Origin of the sequence: Rahnella sp. AN3-3W3, assembly GCF_003263545.1 — a bacterium.
In the GTDB taxonomy this organism is placed as follows: domain Bacteria; phylum Pseudomonadota; class Gammaproteobacteria; order Enterobacterales; family Enterobacteriaceae; genus Rahnella; species Rahnella variigena.
The window spans coordinates 21246-38948 of record NZ_JYDG01000014.1 but is presented as its reverse complement, the minus strand read 5'-3'; the positions used below and the strand labels follow the sequence as shown (position 1 = coordinate 38948).

Annotated in this window: 19 protein-coding genes; 15 read left to right on the top strand and 4 right to left on the bottom strand. The window is 51.4% G+C overall.

The features are described from left to right. Nucleotides 1–3: 3 nt before the first annotated feature. From UC15_RS06695 to flgA, 4 genes are all read right to left on the bottom strand, one after another. The gene (locus tag UC15_RS06695) at nt 4–1470 is read right to left on the bottom strand and encodes an SrfA family protein (RefSeq protein ID WP_112287705.1); all 1467 of its coding nucleotides are present in this window, start codon (nt 1468–1470) and stop codon (nt 4–6) included. A 239-nt stretch (nt 1471–1709) separates the two neighbouring features. Further along, entirely contained in the window at nt 1710–2153 is a 444-nt protein-coding gene (locus UC15_RS06690; protein WP_232829829.1) for a flagella synthesis protein FlgN, read from the bottom strand. Between the two features lie 23 nt (nt 2154–2176). Next, a complete protein-coding gene (flgM, locus tag UC15_RS06685; protein WP_112287703.1) occupies nt 2177–2476 on the bottom strand; it encodes a flagellar biosynthesis anti-sigma factor FlgM in 300 nt (99 codons plus the stop codon). A 76-nt stretch (nt 2477–2552) separates the two neighbouring features. Further along, nucleotides 2553–3269, bottom strand: coding sequence for a flagellar basal body P-ring formation chaperone FlgA (gene flgA, locus UC15_RS06680; RefSeq protein ID WP_112287702.1), 717 nt, complete (start codon nt 3267–3269; stop codon nt 2553–2555). A 272-nt stretch (nt 3270–3541) separates the two neighbouring features. Here flgA and flgB point away from each other — a divergent pair, with 272 nt between their 5' ends. From flgB to flhC, 15 genes are all read left to right on the top strand, one after another. After that, entirely contained in the window at nt 3542–3955 is a 414-nt protein-coding gene (gene flgB / locus UC15_RS06675; protein ID WP_112287701.1) for a flagellar basal body rod protein FlgB, read from the top strand. 8 nt (nt 3956–3963) lie between these two features. Beyond that, nucleotides 3964–4368 (top strand): flagellar basal body rod protein FlgC, encoded by a 405-nt coding sequence (gene flgC / locus UC15_RS06670; protein WP_112287700.1) that lies wholly within the window; start codon nt 3964–3966, stop codon nt 4366–4368. An 11-nt stretch (nt 4369–4379) separates the two neighbouring features. Further along, nucleotides 4380–5054: a flagellar hook assembly protein FlgD gene (locus UC15_RS06665; RefSeq protein ID WP_112287699.1), complete on the top strand. Its 675-nt coding sequence runs from the start codon at nt 4380–4382 to the stop codon at nt 5052–5054. 44 nt (nt 5055–5098) lie between these two features. Then, on the top strand, nt 5099–6325 hold the full coding sequence (gene flgE / locus UC15_RS06660) for a flagellar hook protein FlgE (protein WP_112287698.1): 1227 nt from the start codon (nt 5099–5101) through the stop codon (nt 6323–6325). An 11-nt stretch (nt 6326–6336) separates the two neighbouring features. Next, nucleotides 6337–7092 carry a flagellar basal body rod protein FlgF gene (locus UC15_RS06655; protein WP_112287697.1) on the top strand — a complete coding sequence of 252 codons (756 nt, stop codon included), beginning with the start codon at nt 6337–6339 and terminating at the stop codon, nt 7090–7092. Nucleotides 7093–7105: 13 nt separating this feature from the next. Continuing rightward, entirely contained in the window at nt 7106–7888 is a 783-nt protein-coding gene (gene flgG, locus UC15_RS06650) for a flagellar basal-body rod protein FlgG (RefSeq protein WP_112287696.1), read from the top strand. A 160-nt stretch (nt 7889–8048) separates the two neighbouring features. After that, nucleotides 8049–8789, top strand: coding sequence for a flagellar basal body L-ring protein FlgH (locus tag UC15_RS06645; RefSeq protein WP_112287751.1), 741 nt, complete (start codon nt 8049–8051; stop codon nt 8787–8789). A gap of 76 nt (nt 8790–8865) precedes the next feature. Beyond that, the gene (locus UC15_RS06640; protein ID WP_232829831.1) at nt 8866–9927 is read left to right on the top strand and encodes a flagellar basal body P-ring protein FlgI; all 1062 of its coding nucleotides are present in this window, start codon (nt 8866–8868) and stop codon (nt 9925–9927) included. Next, a complete protein-coding gene (gene flgJ / locus UC15_RS06635) occupies nt 9927–10874 on the top strand; it encodes a flagellar assembly peptidoglycan hydrolase FlgJ (RefSeq protein WP_112287694.1) in 948 nt (315 codons plus the stop codon). Before UC15_RS06640 ends, flgJ begins: the two co-directional genes overlap by 1 nt. 121 nt (nt 10875–10995) lie before the next feature. Further along, the gene (gene flgK / locus UC15_RS06630) at nt 10996–12633 is read left to right on the top strand and encodes a flagellar hook-associated protein FlgK (protein ID WP_112287693.1); all 1638 of its coding nucleotides are present in this window, start codon (nt 10996–10998) and stop codon (nt 12631–12633) included. 49 nt (nt 12634–12682) lie between these two features. Beyond that, nucleotides 12683–13600, top strand: coding sequence for a flagellar hook-associated protein FlgL (gene flgL / locus UC15_RS06625; protein WP_112287692.1), 918 nt, complete (start codon nt 12683–12685; stop codon nt 13598–13600). Between the two features lie 71 nt (nt 13601–13671). After that, a complete protein-coding gene (locus tag UC15_RS06620) occupies nt 13672–15336 on the top strand; it encodes a methyl-accepting chemotaxis protein (protein WP_112287691.1) in 1665 nt (554 codons plus the stop codon). A 192-nt stretch (nt 15337–15528) separates the two neighbouring features. Next, entirely contained in the window at nt 15529–16251 is a 723-nt protein-coding gene (locus tag UC15_RS06615) for an RNA polymerase sigma factor FliA (protein ID WP_112287690.1), read from the top strand. Between the two features lie 445 nt (nt 16252–16696). Then, a complete protein-coding gene (gene flhD, locus UC15_RS06610; protein WP_369920668.1) occupies nt 16697–17044 on the top strand; it encodes a flagellar transcriptional regulator FlhD in 348 nt (115 codons plus the stop codon). Between the two features lie 30 nt (nt 17045–17074). Beyond that, nucleotides 17075–17638 (top strand): flagellar transcriptional regulator FlhC, encoded by a 564-nt coding sequence (gene flhC / locus UC15_RS06605; protein WP_112287689.1) that lies wholly within the window; start codon nt 17075–17077, stop codon nt 17636–17638. The last annotated feature ends 65 nt before the right edge of the window (nt 17639–17703 follow it).

The window sequence follows — 17703 nt, the reverse complement described above, 5'->3', positions numbered from 1 at the left end:
GAATTATTTACCCACTCTCAAAAGCGTCATCGGAACGACGGTGTTGTCTTCATAGCGGCCGGTACATTGGGCCGCGCCGCTGAGCGGTTGTCTGCAGGTGATTTCCGGCACCTGATAACGGGTGTCATCGCTGCATTTCGCTTTGGTACGGCTCTTAATCAGCAAATTGCCTGACTGCATCAGCCCGAGATAAACGTCGGCTTTACAGACGATATTGTTGTTGCGGGTAATGCTGATGGTGCCTTCACTATTTTTGATCTGATAACGCAGACCCGGCGGGGTGCTGGTCAGCGGATTATTGACGTTGATGCTCGCCTTCCAGCGACCATTCATAAAGGCTGTGGATCCTGCTTTAACCTCATCAGCGGGCAGCACCAGTGCATTTTTATCGATGACCGGTTCCTCTACTTTTTCCACGACAGGCTCTTTCACTGACTCTTCTTTCACCGCTGGCGCAGGCGGCGCAACCACGACGGCAGGCTGAACCGGAAGGTGAGCAGACAGCAGGATTTTTGGCGTTTCGGCCACCGGTTCTGGCGCCGTTTCGGCGATAGTTGCAGGCACGTTGTTTTCCGTGGATCCGGCGCGGTAAGGCGTCACCACCAGCGACGGCATCATGGCGGCGATATATGGCCAGGCGGCTGGCAGGCCGATAAACAGGATGCCCACAAAGGCAATTTTCAGCATCAGTCTGCGCCACAGCGGTCTGGTTTTTTGGGGCAGTGCGGCGGGCTCGGCCTGCACAGTGGCAGCAGGTTCTGATGGTGGTGCAGAAGGCGATGAGAGCGTGACGACGACCGGCTGCGGATCAGCAAATTTTTCTTCTTCAGGCTCAGGCTCAGGCGTGGGCAGCGGATCGGAAGCCTCAATAACCAGCGGTTTATTGATCACAGAGGTACTGATTTCAGGCTTTTCAGCGTCCTGTTTTTCAGCCACCGGCGCAACAACCGGTTCGTGTTCCGTGGCGATTTCTGCCACCACAGGTGGCGCGATCTCACGCAGGCAATCGAGGGGATCATCCTGTTGCGGGTGGTTGAGACGGGTAAATCCCCAGAAAGTGATCACCGGTTTATCATTGACCAGATAGACATGCTGACTGGCGGGAAACTGCACCACCCTGGCCAGCAGTGAGCCAAATAACCGGACGGCGGTTTTTTCAGCCAGCAGGCAGCTTTTGCTCAGCGCACTGGCGCTGGTCAGGCAATTTTCCAGATACCGCAGGGCCTGTTCGCGTTGCTTATCGCTGGCGTAAGCCCACTGAGTGACGGTGCCTTCGTGCGGCGCGTACCAGTCCACTTTGTCTTCGGCTTCATTGTGCTGGGGGATCGCCAGGCAATCGAGGAGGATCTGTTGTTTACGCAGACGTAATGTTTCGCGAATTTGTATCGCGCTTTCAAATATTGTCTGACCGTTTTCGCCAAGCGCATTGTAATCGTCCAGATATCCACTGCGCAGTATTAGATTTGCCACTTCACACCCTGTTTAAAATTCCGCATATTTTTACGCTGGCTATTTTAACGGCTTTCGGGATGAAATAATGATAAACAGATTGGCCGAAGAACGAACAGAAGTGACGCTTATTAAGGAGATGGGAAATACAAAAAAAAGCTTCCCGCGACAGGAAGCTAAAATAGACAACAGAGTGGTTTTTTAGATTTTTTATTTAGGGGACATAAGTTGTTAGTTTGTTAATGCTATTAATAATCCCGTTACACGCTGATATTATAAACCTTTCCTGATACAGGCGTCGCGGACTGACCTTCCTGACCATAAAGGGAGGTGGGAGTGCCAGCGTCATTCACCAGTTTTTTAATGCTTTCAGTTTTCTGAATATGCATTTCAAGCAAGTCATAAATCTTTTTATTAAGCTCGTTAGAGGTAGTGACTTTCCTGGTGATATTTTTCCACAGCAATGCAAATCTTGCGTTCTGATGATAAGGCGCAGAAAGATGTAACGGCTTTTCAATTTGCTTACGCAGGTCATCATAATGACTGATCGTCGCCAGCAACTGACTTTTGCTGTCAGATACAATTTGCAGGGAAACAGGATTAATCTGCGTCCGCCTTAATTGGTTTGCTTCTTCGACAAGAATAGCCTCCAGTTCACCCAGAGAATCTTGAATTTTTAGCAGAACCGAACGTAAGTTTTCCATTTTCATTAATGTCTTATCAGAACTTATGAGAGTTGAAAGATGTCTTCGACCAGCGCATTGGCAATCTGGTCAGTATCAAGTTGTAATTCACCGGCATCCATGGCTGCGCGAATTTTTGCAAGACGGTCGTAGTCAACATCCTGTGAGCTGTCTGTCTGAATAGCCTGCGTCACTTTACTCAGCTTAATTTGCGTACCTGAGGTTTCGCTGGCTGCAACCGGTGCCGCGCTGATATCCGCGGCTTTCGGACGCATTTTTAAATCCTGCTGTTGCACATTCACAGCGGGTACTGAAAGAGGTTGAATTGCTCGGTCGATGCTCATGGTGTTCCTCTACATTCGTTGTTCTGGTGACCTCACGGTATATCTAAAATATCGGTGGCTGCCAAAATAACTAAAGCTATTCTTTTAAATTAATATGCACTTTTCCGTCCGGGGTCACCGTACCGGTCACAATTTGCCCTGAACGTGTGCTCAGTCTCACCGGCTGGCCTGCTGCAGCACTGTCCAGCGCCTTGGCTTTTATGCGGATCTGAAACCCTTCACCGGTGGCTAACACGTCCACTTCCTGGCCGGAAACCACAGACCAGCCTTTGCGGAGCTGATTTTCCACCACCGGCTGGCCTTTATTGATAGTGCGCGTGGCGGTCTGGCCGACAATGCTTTCCCGGTTGAAAATCAGCCCGGCGGGGAGTCTGTCCAGCGATCCGCTGCGCGGCTCAATATCATTCGCATCAATCACGCTGCCGGGTTTAATCCCGTGACGGGCCGTCCACCAGGTTCCCTGCGCCTGCACTGAAATCTGGATAAATTTACGTTTGTTTCCGCACTGCGCAATGATGCTTTTATTCCCGGTCAGGCGCCGGTTGTTGCCTGCTACGGATAATTCCGGCGTAGCACAAAGGGATGACAGTTGTTCAGCGGGCGTCAGAATCTTTATGGTGCGGGTAATGGCGCTGTCCGACGGTCTTTCATTATGGCTATTCACCAGCGCAGTAATGTGTGTTTTAAGCGTCTCAACAGACGGCGTAGCGGCAATGGCATCAAAAGCGGGTAAATAAAATATAAGGCTTAATAATGAAATTGCCGCAGTATAAAGAGGGCGGGGGAAAAACATGATGTGTACTGACCTTATATTATATAACGCAGGGCGGATCCCTTTTCCAACAACTTTTGACGGCTCAAAGTATAAGCCAGAAATTGCGTTTATTAACGTGTTAAATGCGCGAATTTGTGAAGCCAATTTAATGGATTGCTTTGTGAAAATAAGCACGGAAAATCCATCCCGCTAAATGCGCTTATTTTTGTCATATCATCACAGTATAAAATTGAATCATTCGCCAATAGAATGTATGAGTTAATTTTCATAAGGCAGAGGGTTGTTTCTTCATGCTTGATAAACTCGATAATGCGCTACGTTTCCAGCAGGAAGCGCTGGGCTTACTGACTCAACGTCAGAATATATTGGCTTCTAACATTGCTAATGCCGATACGCCGGGATATTTAGCCCGGGATATTGATTTCTCTGAACAGTTAAAAAGTGCGGTGGAAAGAAATACGCCAGCACAGGGTCCTCTGACCTTGTCATTAACGTCAGGATCGCATATTCCCGCTGTGGCACCGGCAATAGATAACGGACAGCTGCTTTATCGTATTCCCGATCAGCCAAGTGCTGATGGAAATACTGTTGATATGGATCGTGAGCGTATCAGTTTTGCTGATAACAACATGAAATATCAGACCAGCCTGACCGTTTTGGGTGGGCAAATTAAAGGCATGATGAGTGTCATTGGCCAGGGTTAATTATTGTCATGTCTACGATGAGTATTTTTGATATTTCAGGTTCCGCCATGGCGGCCCAGTCTAAACGTCTGAACGTCAGCGCCAGCAATATGGCCAACGCCGACAGCGTTGTCGGGCCGGATGGTCAGCCTTACCGCGCCCGTCAGGTGGTATTTCAGGTGAACAGTGCGCCGGGTCAGGAAATTGGCGGCGTTCGCGTCAGCGATGTGGTGGAAAGTAATGAGCCGGATCGTCTGGTGTATGAGCCGTCAAATCCGCTGGCGGACGCTAAGGGTTATGTCCGTATGCCCAATGTGAATGTGGTGAACGAAATGGTGAACACTATTTCAGCCTCCCGCAGTTATCAGGCCAACGTTGAAGTGATGAACACGGCCAAATCGATGATGTTGAAAACATTAACGCTGGGCCAATAAAGGACAACGCCATGGCTGTTTCACCGGTAATGAATAATGGTTCATCTTCCCCGACGTCGACAGGTACGGGCAGCAGCGCGGCTGACCTGTCGCAGAGTTTCATGGAACTTCTGGTCGCGCAGATGAAGAACCAGGATCCTACTAATCCGATGGATAACAACCAGCTGACCTCTCAGCTGGCGCAATTTAACACCGCCGCGGGCGTCGAGAAGCTTAACAGCACCCTGGGTGACGTGGGTCTGATCGTCAACAGCATGCAGCAGATGAACGCCGCGCAATGGGTCGGACGCACCGTGTATATCGAAGGCGATTCCACCGTTTCCAACAAAGAAGGCGGGAATAAAGATTTCGGCTTCAGCCTCGATTCGGATGCCGACAAGGTGACCGTCACTCTGACGGATGAGCAGGGCAACGCCTATACCGCGGATGTGAAAGGGGCAAAAGCCGGTCCCAACAAATATTCACTGGACGATCTGGAGAACTTTAAGCCCTCCGATCCGACCGTTGATGAGACCAGCATCTTTAAGGTGACTTTCACCGCCTCCAACGAAAACGGCAGTGTGCCAAAAGTCACGTCACTGAAAAAAGGCACCGTTGAAAGCGTGTCCTTCACCAATGGCGGCGCTCAGCTCCAGCTGGGGCTGGATGGAACCGCGCCGATTGGCAAAGTGTATTTGATTGAGTGATCAGGTCTTCATATTTCATTTATTAGTGTTCAGGAAGAATAACAATGAGTTTTTCACAAGGTCTCAGCGGGTTAACCGCAGCTTCTCAGGCCCTCGATGTGGTCGGTAATAACATTGCGAACTCCCAGACAGTGGGCTTCAAATCCGGATCTATTGCGTTTGCTGATGTCTTTGCCGGTTCTCAAATCGGTATGGGTGTACAGGTTTCCTCAGTAAACCAGAACTTCAGCGATGGCGTACTCGGGATGGGTAACAGTGATCTGGATATGGGTATCCAGGGCAACGGTTTCTTCCGTCTGGCCAGTGAATCCGGCAGCATTTTCTACAGCCGTAACGGACAGTTCAAACAGGACGAAAACGGTTATATCGTCAACAACCAGGGCATGTTCCTGACCGGTTATCAGGCCACCGGAAACCCGCCAGCCATTCAGCCGGGTGCGGCTGTCGGCCCGATTCAGATCCCAAATGGTCAGATGCCCGCGCGCGCTTCTGACGCCGGTACCCTGAAAGGTAACCTGGATTCGGGCAGCGATGTCATCGATCAGACCGCTAACCCGTTCGACCCAGCGGATAATAAAAGCTACAACTCCGTCACTCAGCTGGATGCTTACGACAGCCTCGGTAACAAGCACACCATCAACGTGTATTACGTCAAAACCGGCGATAACGAATGGAAAGCCTATTCCAGTGATACCACCTCGCCAAATCTGAATGATCAGGGTGAGCCGGTCTATCAGGAACTTGGTTTATCTTTCGATACCGCAGGTCAGCTGACCACCAACCCGGCGAAATTAAGCATTCAGGGGGCTGGTTATAACGGCGGCGCACCGCTGAATTTCGATCTGGATATGGACGGAATGACCCAGCAGGCGTCGGATACGGACATGGGCAGCCCGACCACCACCGGTTACGCGCCGGGTATGATGAACGGCTATATGGTCGGTGATAACGGTCAGGTGATTGCAAGCTACAGCAACGGTCAGTCGCAGCTGATCGGTCAGGTGGTGCTGTCAAACTTCACCAACCCGGGCGGTCTGACGTCCAAAGGTGACAACACCTGGGCAGAAACGCCGGAATCTGGTCAGCCTTCTACCGGCGTGGCCGGCACCGGGAATCTGGGGAACCTGCTGGGTAACAAGCTTGAGTCTTCCAACGTGGATCTGAGCAAAGAGATGGTCAACATGATCGTCTATCAGCGCAACTATCAGTCCAACTCGCAGACCATCAAAACCCAGTCTGAACTCCTTCAGATCCTGGCTAATCTGGGCTAAAGGCTGCTGCTATGGATCGCGCAATATATACCGCCATGGGCGCGGCAAATGCCGCCCTCAACCGTCAGGCCGTCACGTCAAATAACCTGGCGAATGCCACCACGACCGGATTTCGGGCACAGCTCGCGGCTTTCCGCGCTGTGCCGGTAAATGGTCCGTCCGTCGCCACCCGTACGCTGGTGACGGAATCCACGCCTTACCACGACGATTCGATGGGCGCCATCAACCAGACCGGACGCAATCTCGACGTTGCCCTGCCACAAAATGGCTGGCTGGCGGTCGCCTTGCCGGACGGTACTGAGGCTTACACCCGCTCGGGCAATATTGCCGTCGACAGCGAAGGTCTGCTGAGCATCAGAGGAATGCCGGTTCTCGGCGACGGTGGCCAGATTAACGTGCCACCGCAGTCTGAACTGACCATTGCGCCGGACGGGACGATCACCGCACTCGGTGCCGGTGATGAACCGACCGCGCTGGCGCAGGTGGGCAGGCTGAAGATGGTGAATTCACCCCTTCAGGATCTGACGCACGGCGATGACGGGTTGTTCCATATCTCTCCACAATCGCCAAACGCCGGGCTGGCTCAGCTCCCTGCGGATCCTGATTTACAGCTGATCCCGGGCGCGCTGGAAAGCAGCAACGTCAATCCCGCTAAATCGATGGTGGACATGATTGCGACCGCGCGCGGCTTTGATATGAACATGAAAGTCATCAGTGCAGTGGATGACAACGAAAAGAAAGCTAACCAGCTACTGAGCATGGGCTAAGAGGAAATTCAGCATGATCCGTTCTTTATGGATTGCCAAAACAGGTCTTGAAGCACAACAGACCAACATGGATGTCATCTCCAATAACCTGGCAAACGTGAGCACCAACGGTTTCAAACGCCAGCGTGCGGTGTTTGAAGACTTGCTTTATCAGACCCTGCGCCAGCCCGGTGCTCAGTCTTCCGAGCAGACCACTATTCCTTCCGGTTTGCAGCTGGGTACCGGTGTTCGTCCCGTGGCGACCGAGCGTATTCACAGCCAGGGCAGCCTGACGCAAACCAATAAAAGTAAGGATCTGGCGATCGAAGGTCACGGGTTCTTCCAGGTGTTGCTGCCCGATGGCACCACCGGTTACAGCCGCGACGGGTCATTCCAGTTTGATCAGAACGGTCAGCTGGTCACCGCCAGCGGGTATCAGGTTCAGCCTGCGATCACCATTCCGCAAGATGCTGACACCCTGACCGTCGGCAACGACGGCATCGTGAGCGTCACCGTACCGGGCCAGACTGCGCCGCAACAGGTCGGGCAGCTGACGTTAAGCACGTTCATCAATGATTCCGGTCTGGAAAGTATCGGTGAAAACCTTTACCGCGAAACCCAGGCTTCCGGCGCGCCGAACGAAACAACGCCCGGTCTGAACGGGGGCGGCACCCTGAAACAGGGCTATGTCGAAACCTCAAACGTTAACGTGGCGGAAGAGCTGGTCAACATGATCCAGACTCAGCGTGCCTACGAAATTAACAGTAAAGCCGTTTCAACGTCCGACCAGATGTTGCAACGCCTCACACAACTTTAATTCTGTTTAAACCTGAATCCTGTTTAAACCTGAATCCTGTTTAAGCCCGAATCGTTTTTAAACCTTAATCGTATTTAGAAGCCTCAAAGCACCCATACGCCCGGCCTCTGTCCTGCAGACGGGGGCCGCTTTATGGCTGCTTAAGCCTGTAGTGGATGAAATGAAAAACCAGCTTTCTTCTCTGTATCCCGTCCTGTTGCCGAACCGCACACGTGCCGCCAGCCAGCTGATCGCGGCCGGTGCGCTGACGTTGCTTCTGACGGGATGCGCTTATCTTCCTCACAAACCTTTAGTCGATGGCGTCACGACAGCCAGTCCGGCGGCGGCAGCCACCACTACCGCTAACGGGTCTGTATTTCAAACCGGGCAGGCGATGAGCTACGGCTATCAGCCGATGTTTGAAGACCGCAGACCCCGCAACGTGGGCGACACGCTGACCATTGTGCTGCAGGAAAATGTCAGCGCCAGCAAAAGTTCTTCGGCCAATGCCAACCGTGGCGGATCCACCGACCTTTCTGTTGATGCGGTGCCCGGTATGCTGGCCGGTTTACTGGGCGGTGACCGCGCCGCGACCTCGATCAGTGGCAAAAATGATTTCTCCGGCAAAGGCGGCGCTGCGGCGAAAAACACCTTCAGCGGCACGATCACCGTCACCGTTCAGCAACTGCTGGAAAACGGCAACCTGAAAGTCGTGGGCGAGAAGCAAATCGCCATCAATCAGGGAACGGAGTTCATCCGTTTTTCCGGTGTGGTTAACCCGCGAACCATCAGCAGCAGTAACACGGTTATCTCCACTCAGGTGGCGGACGCCCGCATCGAATACGTCGGTAACGGCTACATCAACGAAGCGCAACAGATGGGCTGGTTGCAGCGTCTGTTCCTGAATTTATCCCCTTATTAATGGTTAACAGACGACAGTTATGAAAACTTCATTTCTCTCGCTGTGCCTGACGCTGTTCTGTGGCCTGATTTTCATCATGCCGCAGAATGTACAGGCAGAGCGTATTCGCGATTTAACATCGATTCAGGGTATTCGCAGCAATTCCCTGATGGGTTACGGGCTGGTGGTCGGCCTTGACGGCACCGGCGACCAGACCATGCAAACGCCTTTCACTACCCAAAGCCTGAGCAATATGTTGTCCCAGCTGGGGATCACCGTGCCCGCAGGTACCAACATGCAGCTGAAAAATGTGGCGGCTGTGATGGTGACTACCGATTTGCCTCCTTTCGCACGGCCGGGCGAGAAAATCGACGTGGTGGTGTCTTCGCTGGGTAATGCGAAAAGTCTGCGTGGCGGCACATTATTAATGACGCCACTCAAGGGTGTGGATAACCAAATTTATGCGCTGGCGCAGGGGAATTTACTGGTCTCCGGTGCGGGGGCGCAAAGCGGCGGCAGCCGTGTGCAGACCAATCAGCTTAACGGCGCGCGCATCAGCGGCGGCGCCACGGTAGAACGTGAAGTGCCGGCCAGTTTTGCTCAGGAAAATACGCTGCGCCTGCAACTTAACGATGATGATTTCACCGTCGCCCAGCAGATCAGCGATGAGATTAACCGCCGCTTCGGGGGGGCAACCGCCGTCGCGGAAGACTCGCGCACCGTGAAGTTGTTTGCCCCGTCCGGCAGTGCCGCCAAAGTGCGCTTCCTGGCCGATGTGCAGAACATCCCGATCCGTATCGGCATTATGGATGCCAAAGTGATCGTCAACTCCCGCACCGGTTCGGTGGTGATGAACCGCCATGTGACGCTGGACGCTTGTGCGGTGGCGCAGGGTGATCTGACCGTCGAAGTCTCGCGCAGCAATCAGGTCAGTCAGCCGGATACACCTTTCGGCGGCGGTCAGACGGTGGTGACACCGAATACGCAGATCTCCGTACGTGAGCAAAATGGTTCGCTGCAACGGGTGAATACCAGTGCTGATCTCAATAACGTGGTCCGTGCGCTGAACAGCCTGGGCGCGACGCCGAACGATCTGATGTCGATTTTGCAGTCGATGAAAAGTGCCGGTTGTCTGCGCGCCAAACTGGAGACCAACTGATGAGCAGCTCACCGCTGACTTCCGGTGCGGCGTTTGATGTCCGCGGCCTTGATGCCCTGAAGCGCGAAGTTAAAAGTAATTCGCAGGAAGGGATCAAAGCGGCGGCTAAGCAGATGGAAGGCATGTTTATCCAGATGATGCTTAAAAGTATGCGCGACGCCTCTTTTAAGGATGGCCTGCTGAACAGCCAGCAGTCGGATATGTTCACCTCCATGTATGACCAGCAGATCTCTCAGGACATTGCCTCGCAAAGCAAAATGGGGTTTGCCGACCTGATGGTCAGACAAATGGGGGGAGAAGTGACGCCGGTGACGAATACACCCGGTGTTGCTCCGGCACCTTATGTGCTCAACGGCGGCGGGTATGCGTCCCGCGTCCCGCTGAGCCGGTCTGAGCAGATGACATCTGAAAGCCTGAGCGCGGCGCAATATTCCCGGGGAACAGAGAAAAACAGCCACTTTATTTCCCGGATGCTTGAACCCGCAATAGCGGCGGCAAAGAAAAGTGGTATTCCGCATCAGCTGATTATTGCCCAGGCGGCGCTGGAGTCAGGCTGGGGAAATAAAGAAATTACCACAACAAATGGTAAACCAAGTCATAACTTATTCGGAATAAAAGCCACGCCGGACTGGAAAGGTGAATCGACAGAAATAACCACCACCGAGTTTGTCAACGGCACGGCGCAAAAGGTCAAAGCCGCGTTTCGCGTATATCCGTCTTATTCTGAAGCGCTGGCCGATTACACGTCTCTTCTGACGAATAATCCACGTTATCAAAATGTTGCGCGTTCAGGCTCACCGGAAAGGGCGGCGCACGCCCTGCAGTCAGGCGGATATGCCACCGATCCGGCGTATGCGAAAAAATTGATCAGCATCATTAATCAGGTGAAAGGAAATATCAGTCAGGGCGTGAATGCTTATAAAACCGATCTTTCTTCAATTTTTTAGCTTTCGGCGTTTTAGTTTATTTTCGAAGTACCGATAGATTAAACAGGTGCGAATTTTCCTAGAGAATAATTCTGGACAAAGGCGCTAACAACTTTAGCCAAGAACACAATGTTGGTGATTTATGAATCTTTTTAATCTGGCTCAGAGCGGGCTCAGCTCAGCACAGGCAGCGATGAATGTCGTGGGCAACAATATGAACAATGCCTTAACGCCAGGCTACAGCCGACAGAGTATTATTCTGGGCGAAGCGGGCGGCAGAACCACCGGTTCCGGCTACTTCGGTTACGGGGTTCAGGTGAACGGTGTTCAGCGCGCTTATAACGGATTTGTGAATAACCAGCTGCGCGGCGCGTACACAGAATCATCAAGCCAGGTCGGGCGTTATCAGCAGCTGACCCAGATTGATAATATGCTGGGTGATGACACCAGCAACATTTCCACTTCGCTGAACAGCATCTTTAAATCGCTTGAGGAAATGAGCGCCGATCCGGTCAGCCAGGCCGCGCGTCAGGGGGCGTTAGCCCAGTTCAAGGCGATTTCTTACCAGTTCAATACCCAGAGCAATACCCTCAACGGGCTGGAAAAAAGCACCAACACCCAAATTTCTCAGAGTGTTTCTGACATCAACGCCGATGCCAAACAGCTCGCAAAACTCAATGACGAAATCGCCAAGATCCACGGACGCACCGGCGATCTTCCGGCTGATCTGCTCGATCAGCGCGATGCATTGTTAGAACGCCTGAGCACGCAGGTGGGCATCAAGGTCAACGAAAACACCACCACGGGTCGTGTGGACGTGACGCTGTCCAACGGTATGCCGCTGGTGAACGGTAACCGCTCTTACGCGCTTGAAGCGTCGGTTTCCGCTGAAGATCCTTCCAAAACGGTTGTGGCTTACGTCGATGCCTCAGGCAACAAAATGCTGCTTGATGAAGACAAAATGAGCGGCGGCAAGCTGGGCGGATTATTTAAGTTCCGCAATGAGGATCTGGTCGAAGCCCGTAACCAGCTAAACCAGCTGGCTTTGCAAATGGCTAACCGCTTCAACGAGGTCAATGCCGCAGGGTTCGATCTCGACGGCAATCCGGGCGGTAACATTTTCAATATTGCTGACCCGACCGCACTGGCAAACCGTGGAAATACCGGCGACAGCTCGCTGGACGTGTCCTTCTCCGATATCAGCAAAGTGAAGTCAGAGGATTACACCTTAACCTTCAAAGGCCCGAACGATACTGACTGGGAAGTGACCACGGCAGATGGCAGAACCATCAACCCGACTGTCGGCACTAACGGCGAACTGGAGTTTGAAGGGGTGTCCATCAAACCGCAGGGAACGCCTCAGCCGGGTGACAGTTTCGTGATGAACCCGACAGCGGGCGCGGCCGGAAAGCTCAGCGTGGCTATTACCAAAGGCGACCAGATCGCAGCATCGAGTAAAAGCGGCGAAGAGAGCAATAACGAAAACATCAAGGATATGCTGGCGATCAAGACCGAAACGCTGATTGGCAACGGCACGCTCACCGAAGCCTATTCCAGTCTGGTCAGCTCCGTCGGTTCTTCCATGACCGCGCTTAAGGCAGATAACGAAACAACGTCCAAAGCCACCGCCGCTATCGAATTCGAGAAGCAGTCGGTTTCCGGCGTGGATCTGATGGAAGAGTCGGTCAAGATCCAGATGTACACCCAGTATTATCAGGCCAATGCACAAGTGTTGCAGGCTGCGAACACACTCTTTGACACTCTGTTGAGTCTCCGCTAACCCGTGAATGTGTCACGGGCTGCGTGGCACGCTATTAAGGATGATTGTGATGCGCCTTAGCACTCAGTATATGTTTCAAAACAATATCAACAGCCTCTCCAGTTCGATGAATACCGCTAACGGTATCAGTATGCGTTTATCCGCAGGTCAGCGGTTGCTGAACCCTTCTGATGACCCGTCAGGCGCGGCGCAGGCCATCATCTACCAGAACTCTCTGGCGAATATGAAGCAGTTTGATTCGGCCCGTGGTTTTGCGAAAGACGCTCTGAACTTTGAAGATAATACCCTCAACTCGCTGGGTAATATTCTGACCAAGAACCTGAGTGAAAAAATCGTAGCGGCAGGCAAAGGTACGATGTCTGATGCTGACCGTCAGGCGGTGGCGACGGAACTGCAGGGGATCCGCGACAACATGCTGGATCTGGGCAATGCCAAAAACAGCAATGGCCGCTACGTTTTCGCCGGTTATAACACCGGAACCGCGCCGTTCGAAAAAGACGGCACCTACATTGGCGGCAATACGGCCATGACGCAGATTGTGGCTGACAGCACGGAAATGCAGGTCGGACACACCGGCAGTGACGTGTTCATGAGCGGAACGCCGGACGACCTGCTTGCCCAGCTCGACAGCGCCATTGCTGCACTCAATACCCCGATTACCGATGACGCGGGACGCGAAGCCCTGCAAAAGACGCTGGATGGCGTGAACGTGTCCATCAAAAAAGGCATCGATAATTTAGGGCGGATTCAGGCAGAAGTCGGGACCAATCTTCAGCAAATTGACGCCCTGAACGCCACGTCAATGGTTCAGAAAATCAACGTGGAAAGCAGCCTGCAAGAGACTGTCGGGTCTGATTATTCCACGTTTATCACGCTGGTGAGTCAGTCAAAAATGGCCGAATTTAGCCTGAATGCCTCAATGATGGTTTTCCAGACCATGCAGAAGATGAATATTTTTAACATGTAAATCCGTGCATGACTGAGAACGGCAGCATCCGCGCGATCACTGCGTTATTACGATGTCGTATGAGGGGCAGTATGTTTAAAGGATTAAAGATCTCGACAGGCATTACCGGCATTATCGCGACGCTGGCGTTGTTTATCGTGGTGATTGCCGGACTGAGTCTGATGAATGCGATGTCAGCGAAAAGCAACTTCGTCCGCATGGCCACCTCTGTGGACAACACCACTGAGATGCAACATGCCGTCTTTAATCTCAACGGCGGCCTGGCGCATGTGAACGCCCTGATGCTGCAAACCAGTCTGCATCGTCAGGTAAATCCTGAGGCAGTCACGACCGTTCAGGGGATTTTCGCGCAGGCGGAAACCAATATTAAAGCTTTTATGGCGACGCCGTTTAATTCGGAAGAGGAAAAACAGGCTGCCGGTGATCTGAGCAAACAATTTGAAAAAGTGCTCAGCCTGTCGCGGGACAAACTCCGTTACATCGCTGACCCGGCTCAGTTACCTGACGCGCTGGATCAGGAATGGAATGAGCGGATGTCGCTGCGGGATAAAATCGACACCTATGCCGCGATTTCAGCCCGGCAGAATCAGGGATACATCGATCAGGCGGATCGCGATTATCACAACATGATCATTATGGCTGTCATTGTCCTGCTGATATCGGTTGCCGTGACGGTGACCAACCGTATCTGGGTGCGCCACGCGCTGGTGCTGCGGATGGAACAAACTTCCCGTTCGATCAGGATGATTGCCAGCGGTGATCTGCGTCAGAAAATTGAAACCGGTAATCCGAATGAACTGGGGCTGATGCTGGCAGAACTGGAAAGTATGCGTCTTTCCCTGACGGAAACCGTGTCCGGCGTGCAGCAGGGCGTTAAACAGATTTACCTGAATGCTCAGGAAATTGCGCAGGGTAATAACAATCTCTCTGCCCGCACTGAGGAACAGGCGTCGGCGTTGCAGGAAACGGCGGCCAGCATGGAAGAGCTGAAAACCACCTTGCGTCATAATGCCGACAATGCACATACCGCGCGTCAGCTGGCCGAAGGTGCGAGCAGTAACGCGCACAAAGGTGGCAATGTGGTGTCTGACCTTGATGGGATCATGCAGGAGATCACCAAAAGCTCCCGGCAGATTGCTGACATCAACCATGTCATCGACAGCATTGCCAGTCAGACCAATATACTGGCGCTGAATGCCGCGGTTGAGGCGGCCAGAGCCGGAGAGCAGGGGCGTGGTTTTGCCGTTGTGGCCAGTGAAGTGCGCAATCTGGCAAAACGCAGTGCGGATGCGGCAAAAGAGATCGGCCAGCTGATCACCACCTGTGTCAATAATATGAGCACCGGTTCTCAGCAGGTGGAACAGGCCGGAAGGGTAATGAAGGAGATTGTTAATTCCGTCACCCAGGTCACCGATATTATGGGTGAAATAGCGTCAGCCTCTGATGAGCAAAGTGCCGGGATTAATCAGATTGCCCAGGCCGTCAATGAAATGGATCATGTCACGCAGCAGAACGCGTCGATGGTAGAAGAAGCCGCGCTGGCATCCAGTAATCTGGAAGCACAAACGGAATCTCTGGAAAAAATCGTCGGGAAATTTTCTCTCAATGAGAAGGACGTTACCGCTGACGGAGAACAAAAAATAAAGACAGCCTCTTATACGCCCAGTATCACCGGTAACAAAGTAACACCCAAAATTATCCCGGCGTTACAGGAAGAAGAATGGGAGACGTGTTAAATCAATCTCAGCGATTATAATTTTAATTAATTTACAAATATCGGTAGTGATAATTCAGAGCGTGATGATTTCGGGCGGATGATCGAAATTTAACAGCCGGATTGCGCAATATAATTCGGTCTTATCAGGCTATATGATTTCAGATTATTCCTTAATAATTGTTATCCCTTTTATACGCCGGATGTCGTAATTGTGAATGGTATTTACACCCATGTTGGAGTGGTGCAAAAGGACGAGTTGTGGTTGAAATACCGTTATTTAGTTCGTCACGAAGCACTACGGTTACAGGCCAGATTACCCGCATGCGTAGAGCTGGATGACCTCATTCAGGCTGGTGCAATTGGGATGCTGACGGCCATTGACCAGTTCGACCCCAAGAAAGGGATCGGCATGAGTACCTATGTCACTCAACGTGTGCGCTGGGCGATGATAGATGAATTACGCGATCGCGACTGGGTTCCCCGGCGGGTCCGCACTAATGCCAGAGAAATTTCTGCCGCCATTCGGGAAATTGAGCAGCAGACCGGCGGTATCGCTTCAGAGGCGGAAGTGGCTGCCTTTATGGGGATTTCGCTGGAAGAATACCAGCAGATGTTAGTGGATACTAACAGCAGCCAGTTCTATTCCCTGGAAGAGTTACAGGAAGAATCCGTCAGTGATGTTGAGCAGCCGGGCGCACAGCATGAGATGCTCAATCCATTACATGAATTAATGAAAGGCAAGCTGGCGAAACAAGTGAGCCAGCTGATTAAAGAACTTCCGGAACGTGAGCAGGTGTTGTTGAATTTGTATTATCAGCAGGAACTGAACATGAAGGAAGTGGGCATTATTTTGGGTGTCACGGAAACAAGGGTTAGCCAGTTACACAGCCAGGCGATCAAACGAATTCGCGCCAGAATGGATGCGCTTAAATAAAGCGTGTAGGAATTTTCCTACCCGGTTTAAATATTATGTAGGACGTTTGTAAATTTTTATAGTATAGCGATTAAATAGGGGTTTATATCAAGGATAAAGTAATTCTTAGTGAGGTTTTCGCTCTGAAGCGTTGAGCTTTTAGGTCATTACCGTTATTATTCAAATAATGATTTCCAGCGCCATTTTTACTTTGAAATATGAGGTAAGATGGGGAGTCCCTATTTGTCAGCGACAACTCTTATGTTGCCGGTTGAATGCGGAGTCTGACCGGGGAAATGTCATTATTTGTCATCATGACAAAGCCGTCGTAATGACAAAAATAATCAATAGTTTACTACTTCTTGTGTGGTAGTTATTGCTGAACCTATAGCTTCAATTATTTATTTTCAACGAATTAATTAACGTCCTTTCACCGACAATCCGTAAAGGATCGAGTAACGAAAAAATGAATATAGACAACGTTGACGAACAGCTTCAAAGAATTCATGACATTAACCTTTCTTACCTGCTGCTGGCTCAGCAATTGATCAGAGAAGATAAGTTTGCTGCAGGATTTCGCCTCGGGCTGACTGAAGCAACGATAGATGCACTGAAAGAACTTTCTCTGCCGCAACTGATAAAACTGGCCTCTACCAACCAGTTAATTTGTCGCCTGCGCGTAGATAACGAAATTGTGATCGATAACCTGACGAAAGATTCACGTATCGAAGCCTTACAGCAAATTCATACAGGGATCATTTTATCCACCAATCTGCTTAACTCACTCTCGGAGAACAGCCCTACACCAGGTTAACGGATTAATGGATTAATGGAGAATGTGGTTATGAGCGAAAAAAGTATTTTACAAGAAATCAAAGAAGTCCAGATTGCCATGCAGCTGATTTCCTTTGGTGCCCGTATGCAGATGCTGGAGAGTGAAACCAGTTTAAGTCGCAGAAGATTATTACGTCTTTACAAAGAGTTAAGAGGATGTCCGCCCCCGAAAGGAATGTTACCGTTTTCCGAAGACTGGTTTATGGCGTGGGAGCAAAATATTCATTCATCTATGTTCTATAACATCCATCTTTATATACAGAAAACCGAACCTTGTCGCCCGATTGAAGCCACGGTGAAAGCCTATCGCTTATATCTGGAACAATGTCCGACGCCTCCGGGTGAAAAACCTGTACTGGGTTTAACACGCGCATGGACGTTATTACGGTTTATCGATTGTGGAATTATAGAGCATACAGAATGTTGTATTTGCGGTGGCGGTTTCGTTGTCACGAGTGAACACTCGAAGAATCCTTTTACCTGTAGCTTATGCAGTCCGCCTTCGCGCGCCATTAAAAAGTGCAAAGTGGCCGATTCCTCAACGGATCACGCGGCCAGTTCTGCGGCAAATTAAAATAAGCCGTTAAAAATGTTGTTGAAACCTGGTGTCGCCACGATGTGATACGGCCTCCCCGTATG